At 65.0% G+C, this 12,293-nt stretch carries 11 protein-coding genes; all 11 read left to right on the forward strand.

Going from position 1 to position 12,293, the window contains the following annotated elements:
* The first annotated feature begins 1 nt into the window (after position 1).
* The 11 genes from garD to dnaJ all read left to right on the forward strand — a co-directional run bounded on the left by garD (position 2) and on the right by dnaJ (position 11,548).
* Positions 2-1,585, forward strand: coding sequence for a galactarate dehydratase (garD, locus tag ACZYSP_RS07900; protein WP_489013539.1), 1,584 nt, complete (start codon positions 2-4; stop codon positions 1,583-1,585).
* A 34-nt stretch (positions 1,586-1,619) separates the two neighbouring features.
* The gene (locus ACZYSP_RS07905) at positions 1,620-2,381 is read left to right on the forward strand and encodes an SDR family NAD(P)-dependent oxidoreductase (RefSeq protein ID WP_093077767.1); all 762 of its coding nucleotides are present in this window, start codon (positions 1,620-1,622) and stop codon (positions 2,379-2,381) included.
* A gap of 81 nt (positions 2,382-2,462) precedes the next feature.
* A complete protein-coding gene (locus ACZYSP_RS07910) occupies positions 2,463-3,440 on the forward strand; it encodes a tripartite tricarboxylate transporter substrate binding protein (RefSeq protein WP_489013541.1) in 978 nt (325 codons plus the stop codon).
* An 11-nt stretch (positions 3,441-3,451) separates the two neighbouring features.
* Complete coding sequence (locus tag ACZYSP_RS07915; RefSeq protein ID WP_489013543.1) at positions 3,452-4,519, forward strand: lactonase family protein; 1,068 nt, start codon at positions 3,452-3,454, stop codon at positions 4,517-4,519.
* Positions 4,520-4,555: 36 nt separating this feature from the next.
* Positions 4,556-5,551, forward strand: a complete 996-nt coding sequence (locus ACZYSP_RS07920; protein WP_489013545.1) for a Bug family tripartite tricarboxylate transporter substrate binding protein — start codon at positions 4,556-4,558, stop codon at positions 5,549-5,551.
* A 104-nt stretch (positions 5,552-5,655) separates the two neighbouring features.
* Positions 5,656-6,507 (forward strand): archaetidylserine decarboxylase, encoded by an 852-nt coding sequence (gene asd, locus ACZYSP_RS07925; RefSeq protein WP_489013547.1) that lies wholly within the window; start codon positions 5,656-5,658, stop codon positions 6,505-6,507.
* Positions 6,508-6,643: 136 nt separating this feature from the next.
* A complete protein-coding gene (locus ACZYSP_RS07930) occupies positions 6,644-7,075 on the forward strand; it encodes a winged helix-turn-helix transcriptional regulator (protein WP_093077949.1) in 432 nt (143 codons plus the stop codon).
* A gap of 84 nt (positions 7,076-7,159) precedes the next feature.
* Positions 7,160-7,510, forward strand: a complete 351-nt coding sequence (locus ACZYSP_RS07935) for an FKBP-type peptidyl-prolyl cis-trans isomerase (protein WP_093176996.1) — start codon at positions 7,160-7,162, stop codon at positions 7,508-7,510.
* Between the two features lie 151 nt (positions 7,511-7,661).
* On the forward strand, positions 7,662-8,234 hold the full coding sequence (gene grpE / locus ACZYSP_RS07940) for a nucleotide exchange factor GrpE (protein WP_093051400.1): 573 nt from the start codon (positions 7,662-7,664) through the stop codon (positions 8,232-8,234).
* Positions 8,235-8,362: 128 nt separating this feature from the next.
* Positions 8,363-10,300 carry a molecular chaperone DnaK gene (gene dnaK / locus ACZYSP_RS07945; protein ID WP_093051403.1) on the forward strand — a complete coding sequence of 646 codons (1,938 nt, stop codon included), beginning with the start codon at positions 8,363-8,365 and terminating at the stop codon, positions 10,298-10,300.
* 108 nt (positions 10,301-10,408) lie between these two features.
* The gene (dnaJ, locus tag ACZYSP_RS07950; RefSeq protein ID WP_093051406.1) at positions 10,409-11,548 is read left to right on the forward strand and encodes a molecular chaperone DnaJ; all 1,140 of its coding nucleotides are present in this window, start codon (positions 10,409-10,411) and stop codon (positions 11,546-11,548) included.
* The last annotated feature ends 745 nt before the right edge of the window (positions 11,549-12,293 follow it).

Here is a 12,293-nt window from a genome sequence, read left to right on the forward strand (position 1 = left end):
GATGTCCGAACCCACCCGCCCACCGCTCTACATCCGCATCCACGCGGCAGACAACGTGGCCATCGTCGCGAACGACGGCGGGCTGAAGGCCGGCGCGGAGTTCGCCGACGGCCTTCGGCTGGCGGACAACGTGCCGCAAGGCCACAAGGTCGCGCTGGTCGACCTGGCCGAAGGCGACGCCATCCGCCGCTACGACGTGGTGATCGGCTACGCGCTGAAGGCGCTGCCGCGCGGCAGCTGGGTGCACGAGCGCGTGATGCGCATGCCGACCGCGCCCGAGCTCGACGGCCTGCCCATCGCCACGGTCAAGCCCCCTGCCCTGCCGCCGCTGGAGGGCTACACCTTCGAGGGCTACCGCAACGCCGACGGCTCGGTGGGTTCGCGCAACATCCTGGCCATCACGCAGACGGTGCAGTGCGTGGCCGGCGTGACCGACTTCGCGGTGCAGCGCATCAAGGCCGAGTTGCTGCCCAAATACCCGAACGTCGACGACGTGGTGGCGCTGGCGCACACCTACGGCTGCGGCGTGGCCATCGATGCGCCCGATGCCATCGTGCCGATCCGCACGCTGCGCAACATCAGCCTCAATCCGAACTTCGGCGGCGAGGTGATGGTGGTGAGCCTGGGCTGCGAGAAGCTGCAGCCCGAGCGCCTGCTGCCGCCGGGGAGCATTCCCATCGTCGACAAGCGCGGCGAAGACGAAGGCAAGCGAGGTGACGCGGAACTCGACGTGGTCTGCCTGCAGGACGACGAGCACGTCGGCTTCATGTCGATGATCGATTCGGTCATGCGGCAGGCCGAGGAACACCTCGCGCGGCTCAACAAGCGCAAGCGCGAAACCGTGCCCGCCAGCGAGCTGGTGGTGGGCGTGCAGTGCGGCGGCAGCGACGCCTTCTCGGGCGTCACCGCCAACCCCGCCGTGGGCTTCTGCACCGACCTGCTGGTGCGCGCAGGCGCCACCGTGATGTTCTCGGAAGTGACCGAGGTGCGCGACGGCATCGACCAGCTCACCTCGCGCGCATCCACGCCCGAGGTGGCCGAGGCCATGATCCGCGAGATGGCCTGGTACGACGCCTACCTGGAGAAGGGCCGCGTCGACCGCAGCGCCAACACCACGCCGGGCAACAAGAAGGGTGGGCTGTCGAACATCGTCGAGAAAGCGATGGGCTCCATCGTCAAGTCGGGCTCGGCTCCTATCACCGGCGTGCTCGCGCCCGGCGAGAAGGCAACGCAGAAGGGCCTGATCTACGCTGCCACGCCAGCCAGCGACTTCATCTGCGGCACGCTGCAGCTGGCGGCCGGCATCAACCTGCACGTGTTCACCACCGGCCGCGGCACGCCCTACGGCCTGGCCGAAGTGCCGGTGATCAAGGTCGCCACGCGCAGCGACCTCGCGCGCCGCTGGCACGACCTGATGGACGTGAACGCGGGCCGCATCGCCGACGGCGACGCCACCATCGAGGACATCGGCTGGGAGATGTTCCACCTGATGCTCGACGTGGCCAGCGGCCGCAAGAAAACCTGGGCCGAGCACTGGAAGCTGCACAACGCGCTGGTGCTGTTCAACCCGGCCCCGGTCACCTGACTCTTTTCATTCCCTTCAGACACGGAGCGACGACATGGAAGACCTCAAGGACAAGACCGCGCTCGTCACCGGTGCCAGCACCGGCATCGGCGCCGCCGTGGCCATCGCCTTTGCCGCACGCGGCATGCGTGTGGCGGTGCACTACAACAGCTCGGCCGATGCGGCGAACCGCGTGGTCGACACCATCCGCGCGGCCGGCGGCACAGCCTTCGCGCTGAAGGCCGACGTGCGCGACACGGCCGCGATCCGCGACTGCGTGAAGCAGGCCGCGGCGCAGTTCGGCCGCATCGACGTGCTGGTGAACAACGCCGGCAGCCTGGTCAAGCGCGTGCCCATCGCCGAGTTCGACGATGCACTGTTCGACGAGGTGATGCACATCAACGCGCGCTCGGTGCTCGCGTTCTGCCGCGAGGTGGTTCCGCTGATGCGCACGCAGGGCGGCGGCAACATCATCAACGTGACCTCTGTCGCGGCGCGCACCGGCGGCGGGCCGGCCGCATACCTCTATGCGGGCTCGAAGGGCTTCGTGAGCACGGCGACGCACGGCCTGGCGAAGGAACTGGTGGGCGACCGCATCCGCGTGAACGCGGTGGCACCGGGCGTCATCCAGACGCCGTTCCAGGACCGCTTCTCGACGCCCGCGATGCTGGAGAACTTCCGCGCCAGCATTCCGATGGGCCGCATCGGCGAGCCCGAGGAATGCGTGGGCGCTTTCCTCTATCTCGCCTCGGAACAGCTCTCGGGCTATGTCACCGGGCAGGTGATCGAGGTGAACGGAGGCCAGTACATGCCCTGACGCGCGAGGACAGTGAGGAAGCCCACAGAGGAAACACCCCCGGGGCTGAAGGATCAGATCAACAACGGAGACAAAGACATCATGAAGAGAAGCCAACTTCTTCGCGGCATCGCCGCCCTCTCGGCCACGGCCGCGCTCTCGCTCGGGTTGGCCGCGCCGGCCGCGGCGCAGGCCGATTTTCCGAACCGCACGATCGAGCTGCTGGTGCCCTACCAGCCCGGCGGCGGCACCGACGGCCTGGCGCGCGCATTCGCCGAAGCGAGTCGCAAGCACATCTCGCAGAGCATCGTGATCGTCAACCGCCCCGGCGCGGGCGGCGCCATCGGCTGGACGGAAGTGATCAACGCCAAGCCCGACGGCTACAAGCTCGCGGTGCTCACGGTCGAGCTGCTGACGCTGCCGCATCTGGGCCTGGCCAAGTTCAACTACGACGACTTCCAGCCCATCGCACAGCTCAACGCCGACCCGGCCGCGATCACGGTGAAGGCCGATGCGCCATGGAACACCATCGAGGAATTCCTCGCCGCCGCGAAGAAATCACCCGAGAGCGTGCGCGTGGGCAATTCGGGCAACGGCTCGATCTGGCACCTTGCCGCCGCAGCACTGGAAGACAAGACCGGCGCCAAGTTCGGCCACATTCCGTTCCAGGGCGCAGCACCCGCTGTGCTGGCGCTGCTCGGCGGCCACATCGAAGCCGTGGCGGTGAGCCCGGCCGAGGTGACGACGCACGTGCAGGGCGGCAAGCTCAAGGTGCTGATGGTGATGGCCGACAAGCGCGTGAAGGGCTTCGAGAAAGTGCCTACCGCCAAGGAGCGCGGCATCGACCTGTCGATCGGCACCTGGCGCGGCCTCGGCGCGCCGAAGAACACGCCGCCCGAAGTGATGGCGAAGCTGCGCGAGATCACAGCGAAGACCGCCGCCGAGCCGCTGATGCACGAGGTAATGGACAAGCAGAACCTGGGCTACGTCTACACCGACGGCGCTGCGTTCAAGGAAACGCTGGCGAAGGACAACGTGTACTTCAAGCAGCTCATCACCAAGCTCAACATCAAGCCCTGAGCCGCACAGCCATGAAGAAAACAACCATCGCATCGCTGCTGTGGCTGGCCGCCATCGGCCAGGCCTCGGCCGCGACCTGGGTCTATGTGTCGAACGCCGACAGCCAGGAAATCTCGGTGCTCGAACTCGACCGGGCCCAGGGCGCACTCAAGCCCGTTCAGACGCTGAACGTCGGCGGCACCGTGATGCCGATGGTGGTGAGCCATGACAAGCGCATGCTGTATGCCGCGCTGCGCTCGCAGCCGTTTCGCGTGACCGCGCTGTCGATCGACGGCGCCACCGGAAAACTGCAGAAGCTCGGCGAGGCGCCGCTGGCCGACAGCATGGCCAACATCGACCTGGACGCGAGCGGCAAGTGGCTCTTCGCGGCCTCGTATCAGGGCGGCAAGATCACGGTCAACGCCGTCGGAAAAGACGGCGCGGTGGGCCCTATTCACCAGCTGATCCAGACCGGGCCCAACGCGCACGCGATCCATGCGGACGCGAGCAACCGCTTCGTGCTCGCCACCAGCCTCGGCGGCGACAACGTGTCGAGCTGGCGCTTCGATGCGGAGAAAGGATTGCTGTCGCCCAACGATCCGCCGCTGACCACCACCGCCGCGAAGGCGGGCCCGCGCCACTTCGTCTGGGACAAGGCGCAGCGGCACGTCTATCTGCTGGATGAACTCGACGCGGCGCTGCACGTGTTCGCGTGGGATGCCGCGCGCGGCACGCTCAAGCTCGAACAGAGCACGACCACGCTGCCCGCCGGCTTCACCGGCAAGCCCTGGGCCGCCGACCTGCACCTGACACCCGACGGGCGCTACCTGTACGCGTCGGAGCGCACGTCGAGCACTCTCTCGACATTCAAGGTCGATGCCGCCACGGGGCAGCTTCAGCCGCTCGGACAGACCCCGACCGAGAAAACACCGCGCGGCTTCGCCATCGATGCCACCGGCCGCTACCTGATTGCCGCAGGGCAGGAGTCGAACGGCATCTCGCTCTACGCCATCGACGTCGCCACCGGTGTGCTGGGCAAGCCCCAGCACCTGGACGTGGGCAAGAACCCGAACTGGATCGAGATCGTCGACATGCCCTGACGGGCACCGCACCACACTTCAACAGGAGACCTTCGCATGCAACGCCGCACACTCATTCGCACCGCCCTCGCCTCTTCGCTCGCCGCCGGTCTTCCGGTGGCCTTCGCGCAGAGCAGCAACAGCTGGCCGACGGGCAAAGCCATCACTTACCTCGTGCCCTTTCCGGCGGGCGGCACCACCGACGTGCTGGGCCGGCTGATCGGGCAGAAGCTCGGCACCGTGCTGGGCACCAGCGTGATCATCGACAACAAGGGCGGCGCCGGCGGCAGCGTTGGCTCGGAAGTCGGCGCGCGTGCAGCGCCGGACGGCTTCACGCTGATCGGCGGCACCATCAGCTCGCACGCAATCAACGTGAGCCTGTATCCGAAGATCGGCTACGACCCGCAGAAGTCGTTCGCGCCGGTGACGCTGATCGGCACCAACCCGGTGGTGCTGGTGGTGAACCAGGCGAGCCCGTACAAGACGCTGAAGGACGTGATCGCGGCCAGCAAGGCCAAGACGGGCGGGCTCTCGTCGGCCTCGGCCGGCACGGGCACTTCGCAGCACCTGGCGCTGGAACTGCTGGCCTTCAAGTCGGGCGTGAAGTTCACTCACATTCCGTACAAGGGCAGCGGCCCGGCGATCCAGGACGTGATCGGCGGACAGGTCGACATGATGTTCGACACCACGGTGGTCGCGGGTCCGCACATCCAGAGCGGCAAGCTGCGCGCAATTGCAGTCACGTCGTCGAAGCGCCTAGCCTCGATGCCCGACGTGCCGACGGTGGCCGAGTCGGGCGTGCCGGGACTGCAAGACTTCGAGGTGGTGTCGTGGCAGGCGATCTTCGTGCCTGCGGGCACGCCTGCACCGGTCGTCGACAGGCTGCACACCGAGATCCGCAAGATCCTCGCAACGCCCGAGATGCAGGACAAGCTCAAGGGTTTCGGCATGGAGCCGACCGACCTGAGCACCACGCAGATCGCGGCGTTCCAGAAGGCCGAGGTGGAGAAGTGGGCGCAGGTGATCAAGGCGGCAGGCATCAAGGCCGATTGACCGGCTGACTGCGGGCCGGGCGAACCAAGGGAAGCTTCCTACGCCCCGAGGAAGAAGCGCTTTATAGAATGCCCCTCCGATTCCGCATTCCAGGCCTTCCCCACGTGTCCGACCGCTCTGCCGTACTGCCCCAATACCTGTTCCCCAAGCAGGCCCTGACCAATTTCGCCGGCTGGGTTGCGGGCAAGGAACGGGGCGCCGTGACGACGTGGATCATCCGGCGCTTCGTGGCCAAGTACGGCGTGGACATGGGCGAGGCGCTCGAGTCGGACATCCAGCACTACAAGAGCTTCAACCAGTTCTTCACGCGCGCACTCAAGCCCGGTGCGCGGCCGCTCGCGCAGGCCGACCTGGTCTGCCCCGTGGACGGTGCGATCAGCCAGTACGGGGCGATCCAGGGCGACCAGATTTTCCAGGCCAAGGGCCACAACTACACGACCACCGCACTGGTCGGCGGCGACGCCGTGCTGGCCACGAAGTTCGCGCACGGCAGCTTCGCCACGCTGTACCTGAGCCCCAAGGACTACCACCGCATCCACATGCCCTGCGACGGGCGGCTTGTGCGCATGATCCATGTGCCGGGCGACCTGTTCTCGGTGAACCCCACCACGGCGCGCGGCGTGCCCGGCCTGTTCGCGCGCAACGAGCGCGTGGTGTGCGTCTTCGAATCGGCGCATGGGCCCTTCGTGCTGGTGCTGGTGGGCGCCACCATCGTCGGCAGCATGGCCACCGTGTGGCATGGCGTGGTCAATCCGCCGCGCGTGGGCGAGCTGCGCGAGTGGCACTACACCGACCAGCAGATCGACATCCGCAAGGGCGACGAGATGGGCCGTTTCTTGCTGGGGTCGACGGTCGTCATGCTGTTCCCGGCGCCCGCGCTGGCCTTCAATCCGGACTGGTCGCCCACCCGCGCGATCCGCCTGGGCGAAGCCATGGCCAACTACACCAATTTGTGAGTGTTTGTCTCACAACCCGCATGCAGCATGCCCTGACAGCTATAAAACTAGTAGCATCCTCATCGATTGCGCTATAGTCGCCGGCCAACGAGACGGTTCATACCAACCACAAGAACGCTTCGAGGAGATGATGTCGATGAGTACCAAGGAAAACGCAGCCGTCAGCCAGTTGCTCGCCCTGCTCGAAGCCCGCTACGCGCTGCGCGTGCTCTGGGCCCTGCGCGACGGCCATGCGCAGACCTTCCGTTTGCTTCAGGACAGCGTGGGCAGCATCACTCCCAACACGCTCAACACCCGCATCAAGGAACTGCGCGAGGCCGGCATCGTCGGCCACGGCAGCGACGGCTACAGCCTCACGCTCAGCGGCCAGGACCTGCTCAAGCGCCTTTCCGACCTGCAGGCCTTTGCCGGCAAATGGCAACTGGGACAACTCAAGAAAGCAGCGGCACCCGCAGCGGTCGCATCGCCCGCCGCGCCGGTTTCTCCAGCGGCCGCACCCGCTCCGGCCCCGGTGGCGGCACCTGCGTCCACACCCGCGCCCCCTTCCGACGACACCAGCCAGAGCTGACGGACCACAGGCCTGCCTGTCCGGCATCGGTAAACTCCGCGCCTTCGATCCACTGATCTCACATCGACGCAAGGAGCGTTTCTCATGCCCACCACTTCCTCCGGCCTGCAATACGAAGACACCGAAGTCGGCACCGGCGCCGAAGCCAAGGCCGGCCAGCACGTGCACGTGCACTACACCGGCTGGCTCTACAACGACGGCGTGCAAGGCGCCAAGTTCGATTCGAGCCGCGACCGCAACGACCCGTTCGCGTTCTCGCTGGGCGCGGGCCAGGTCATCAAGGGCTGGGACGAAGGCGTGGCCGGCATGAAGATCGGCGGCAAGCGCACGCTGATCATTCCCGCATCGCTGGGCTATGGCGCTCGCGGCGCCGGCGGCGTGATCCCGCCGAACGCCACGCTGAAGTTCGACGTCGAGCTCCTGGACGCACACTGAGCATTCGAGCCGACGGCTCCAAGGCCCGATTCCGGGCCTTTTTCATGCCTCCGCGGCCCTTTTGGCCGCGTTTTTTCGCTTGAAATGCTTTGGGCCAGCCCCATGTGGCTGGCTAACGTTTGTTTTCCGGCACACGCCGGTTCTTTGAAAAATGTCTGACCCGCAACAATCCGCACAGAATTCTCAAATGCTGCAAGGCGAGCCAAGCCCCGAAGAACTGGAGGCTGCGCACGCCGCCAATGAAGCCGAGGCGCTCGACGCCCTGGCCGTGGCACAAGGCGAGCTCGCCGCCCTGCAGACCAAGAATGCCGAACTGGCCGACCAGTACCTGCGCGCCCAGGCCGATGTGCAGAACGCCCGTCGCCGCGCCGACGACGAGATCACCAAGGCCCGCAAGTTCGCCGTCGAGGCCTTTGCCGAGAGCCTGCTGCCGGTGACCGACAGCCTCGAAGCCGGCCTGGCCATCAAGGACGCCACCCCCGAGCAGATCCGCGAAGGCGCCGAAGCCACGCTGCGCCAGCTCAAGAGCGCGCTCGAACGCAACAAGGTGATCGAAGTGGCCCCCGCACCCGGCACCAAGTTCGACCCGCACCAGCACCAGGCCATCTCGGTGGTGCCCGCCGACCAGGAGCCGAACACCGTGGTGAGCGTGCTGCAGAAGGGCTACACCATCAACGAGCGCGTGCTGCGCCCGGCACTGGTCACGGTCAGCGCGCCGAAGTAAGCAACGCACACCAGCGTTCGCCGGCACACAAGATTCCCACAGGAAATCCCCGCTTCATACCTTGAATCGCGACGGGTTATCCACAAGTTCATAACAACATATTTTTCAGGCTTTCAGGAGTAAAGAACATGGCAAAGATCATCGGCATCGACCTCGGCACCACCAACTCGTGCGTGTCGATCATGGAAGGCAACACCACGCGTGTGATCGAGAACTCGGAAGGTGCGCGCACCACGCCGTCGATCGTCGCGTACCAGGAAGACGGTGAAGTGCTGGTCGGTGCCTCGGCCAAGCGCCAGGCCGTTACCAACCCCAAGAACACGCTGTACGCGATCAAGCGACTGATCGGCCGCAAGTTCGAGGAAAAGGAAGTCCAGAAGGACATCGACCTGATGCCCTACACCATCGCCAAGGCCGACAACGGCGACGCATGGGTGGAAGTGCGCGGCAAGAAGATGGCCCCGCAACAGGTCAGCGCCGACATCCTGCGCAAGATGAAGAAGACCGCCGAAGACTACCTCGGCGAAACCGTGACCGAAGCCGTGATCACGGTGCCGGCCTACTTCAACGACGCCCAGCGCCAGGCCACCAAGGACGCCGGCCGCATCGCGGGCCTCGACGTCAAGCGCATCATCAACGAGCCCACCGCTGCCGCCCTGGCCTTCGGCCTCGACAAGCAGGACAAGGCCGACCGCAAGATCGCCGTGTATGACCTCGGCGGCGGTACCTTCGACGTGTCGATCATCGAAATTGCCGACGTCGACGGCGAGAAGCAGTTCGAAGTGCTGTCGACCAACGGCGACACTTTCCTGGGCGGCGAAGACTTCGACCAGCGCATCATCGACTACATCATCGGCGAGTTCAAAAAGGACCAGGGCGTCGACCTGAGCAAGGACGTGCTGGCCCTGCAGCGCCTGAAGGAAGCCGCTGAAAAGGCCAAGATCGAACTGTCGAACAGCGCGCAGACCGACATCAACCTGCCCTACATCACGGCCGATGCCTCGGGTCCGAAGCACCTGAACATCAAGCTCACCCGCGCCAAGCTCGAAAGCCTGGTCGACGAGCTGATCGAGCGCACCATCGCTCCCTGCCGCGTGGCCATCAAGGACGCCGGCATCAGTGTGGGCGACATCAACGACGTGATCCTGGTCGGCGGCATGACCCGCATGCCCAAGGTGCAGGACAAGGTGAAGGCCTTCTTCGGCAAGGAGCCGCGCAAGGACGTGAACCCCGACGAAGCCGTGGCTGTCGGCGCCGCCATCCAGGGCCAGGTGCTCTCGGGCGACCGCAAGGACGTGCTGCTGCTCGACGTGACCCCGCTGTCGCTGGGCATCGAAACGATGGGCGGCGTGATGACGAAGATGATCGCCAAGAACACGACGATCCCGACGAAGTTCGCGCAGACCTTCTCGACCGCCGAAGACAACCAGCCGGCCGTGACCATCAAGGTGTTCCAGGGCGAGCGCGACATCGCCGCGGGCAACAAGGCGCTCGGCGAATTCAATCTCGAAGGCATTCCGCCGGCATCGCGCGGCACGCCGCAGATCGAGGTGAGCTTCGACATCGACGCCAACGGCATCCTGCACGTCGGCGCGAAGGACAAGGGCACCGGCAAGGAAAACAAGATCACCATCAAGGCGAGCTCGGGCCTGTCCGAGGACGAGATCCAGAAGATGGTGAAGGACGCCGAACTCAACGCCGAAGACGACAAGAAGAAGCTCGAAATCGTGCAGGCGCGCAACCAGGGCGAGGCAATGGTGCACAGCGTGAAGAAGTCGCTGGGCGAACATGGTGCAAGCCTCGAAGCCGCCGAGAAGGACGCGATCGAAGCAGCGATCAAGGACCTGGAAGAAGCCCTCAAGGGTGAAGACAAGACCGCGATCGAGGAAAAGACCAACACGCTGATGACCGCAAGCCAGAAGCTGGGCGAGAAGATGTACGCCGAATCGCAGGCCGCGGCCGGCGCCTCGGCCGCCTCCGGCCCGGGTGGCGCGGAAGCTGCTGCAAGCGCACAGGCCGACGACAACGTGGTCGACGCCGAAGTGAAGGAAGTCAAGAAGGGCTGATCTTCAGTCCCTTGAGCAAGGCTGGAACACCTGAAAAGGTGCTCCAGCCTTTCTCGCTTCAAGTTACCCGAGTTCCCGCTGCTTCCCTGATCTGCTGATCGACCTGCCATGGCCACCAAACGCGACTACTACGAAACCCTCGGCGTCCCCAAGAACGCGAGCGAGGAAGAAATCAAGAAGGCTTATCGCAAGCTTGCGATGAAGCACCACCCCGACCGCAACCACGGCGACACCTCGAAGGAGGCCGAGGCCAAGTTCAAGGAGGTGAAGGAAGCCTACGAAATGCTGTCCGACGGACAGAAGCGCGCGGCCTACGACCAGTACGGCCATGCCGGCGTCGACCCCAACATGCGCGGCGGCCCGGGCGCGGAAGGCTTCGGAGGCTTCGCGGAAGCCTTCGGCGACATCTTCGGCGACGTGTTCGGCGGCGGCGGCCGAGGCCGCACCAGCAGCGGCCGCCAGGTGTTCCGCGGCAGCGACCTGAGCTACGCGATGGAGATCTCGCTCGAAGAGGCTGCAGAAGGCAAGACCACCGAGATCCGCATCCCCACCTGGGACGAGTGCGACACCTGCCATGGCTCGGGCGCGAAGCCCGGCACCAAGCCCATCACCTGCACGACCTGCCACGGCGCGGGCGCGGTGCAGATGCGCCAGGGCTTCTTCAGCGTGCAGCAGACCTGCCCTACCTGTCACGGCAGCGGCAAAATCGTTCCCGAGCCCTGCACCGTGTGCCACGGCCAGGGCAAGATCAAGCGCAACAAGACGCTCGAAGTGAAGATCCGCGCAGGCATCGACGACGGCCAGCGCATGCGCGTGACCGGCAGCGGCGAGCCCGGCGTCAACGGCGGCCCGCCGGGCGACCTGTACATCGAGATCCGGCTCAGGAAGCACGACATCTTCGAGCGCGACGGCGACAACCTGCACTGCGTGGTGCCCGTGAGCATGACCACGGCGGCGCTGGGCGGCGAGATCAACGTGCCCACGCTCAAGGGCGCGGCGGCCATCGACATTCCCGAAGGCACGCAAAGCGGCAAGCAGTTCCGCCTGCGCGGCAAGGGCATCAAGGGCGTGAACTCGAGCTACCCCGGCGACCTCTACTGCCACGTGCGCGTCGAGACGCCTGTGAAGCTCACCGAGTTCCAGCGCAAGCTGCTGAAGGACCTCGACGAGTCGCTCAAGAAGGGCGGCGAGAAGCACAGCCCGACCGACAAGGGCTGGTTCGACAAGGCGAAGGAATTCTTCAGCTGAGCTGCCTTGTGAGCACCAAAGGCGTGCAGGGACTGGCCAGTTGCCTGAATCCCTGCCTGATCCGGCGCCAGCGTTACACGTCGGACCTGTTCTCCATCTGAGATATGTAACGCCGGGGGCTTCACTTCAGTGGATGCCACCACCTCCAACCAGGGCCGCTTAGCGGCCCTTTGTCATGCTGGAGTCGCCGGACTGGTGCATCCAGGCCTCCCAGGCCCGTAGCAGGCACATTGGCAGTGCGTCTTGCACCTCTGCGGTACATGCCGACCCGCGCCCAAGCTTCCTTCCCACGCCAACACGCGCAAGCGGCCCATCAAAAAGTGGCGCGAGGATTGCTTTTATATTTTTTTTGGCTGTGCAATAAACCAAACGACAGACCGCGCGTTATTGCAGGAGACGCCCGTTTTTTTGAGCCCTGAGGCTCAATAGGCGATGCTTTCCCGGAGAAAAGGCAAAAACGGACGATAGCCATTTGGCATAGGTGTTTTCACCCGGGGAGAATTGGGAAAGCGAGCCTTTGAATTTAACTGAAATCCGGAAATTTGTTCCTTGTTTTTCGTTGAACTTTACTCGTCCGTGTGGTTCTGAATTAACAAATGATTTGCCGGGTTCAATCTTTGCTTTATGCTGATTGTTAGCAGATTGTTGTAAGGGAGTTTTCCGCGGCATGCAGCCATGGGCAGGCACACCTTTAAATGTTGCGCAAGGCCTTTGCTGCACGCCATCGGGCTAAAAGCCCACTGAC

Source organism: Variovorax sp. F042, assembly GCF_057814215.1.

Excerpts from the sequence above, each read along its gene's own strand:
- garD (WP_489013539.1), top strand. The coding sequence starts at position 2 with ATGTCCGAACCCACCCGCCCACCGCTCTACATCCGCATCCACGCGGCA.
- ACZYSP_RS07905 (WP_093077767.1), top strand. The coding sequence starts at position 1,620 with ATGGAAGACCTCAAGGACAAGACCGCGCTCGTCACCGGTGCCAGCACC.
- ACZYSP_RS07910 (WP_489013541.1), top strand. The coding sequence starts at position 2,463 with ATGAAGAGAAGCCAACTTCTTCGCGGCATCGCCGCCCTCTCGGCCACG.
- ACZYSP_RS07915 (WP_489013543.1), top strand. The coding sequence starts at position 3,452 with ATGAAGAAAACAACCATCGCATCGCTGCTGTGGCTGGCCGCCATCGGC.
- ACZYSP_RS07920 (WP_489013545.1), top strand. The coding sequence starts at position 4,556 with ATGCAACGCCGCACACTCATTCGCACCGCCCTCGCCTCTTCGCTCGCC.
- ACZYSP_RS07930 (WP_093077949.1), top strand. The coding sequence starts at position 6,644 with ATGAGTACCAAGGAAAACGCAGCCGTCAGCCAGTTGCTCGCCCTGCTC.
- ACZYSP_RS07935 (WP_093176996.1), top strand. The coding sequence starts at position 7,160 with ATGCCCACCACTTCCTCCGGCCTGCAATACGAAGACACCGAAGTCGGC.
- grpE (WP_093051400.1), top strand. The coding sequence starts at position 7,662 with ATGTCTGACCCGCAACAATCCGCACAGAATTCTCAAATGCTGCAAGGC.
- dnaK (WP_093051403.1), top strand. The coding sequence starts at position 8,363 with ATGGCAAAGATCATCGGCATCGACCTCGGCACCACCAACTCGTGCGTG.
- dnaJ (WP_093051406.1), top strand. The coding sequence starts at position 10,409 with ATGGCCACCAAACGCGACTACTACGAAACCCTCGGCGTCCCCAAGAAC.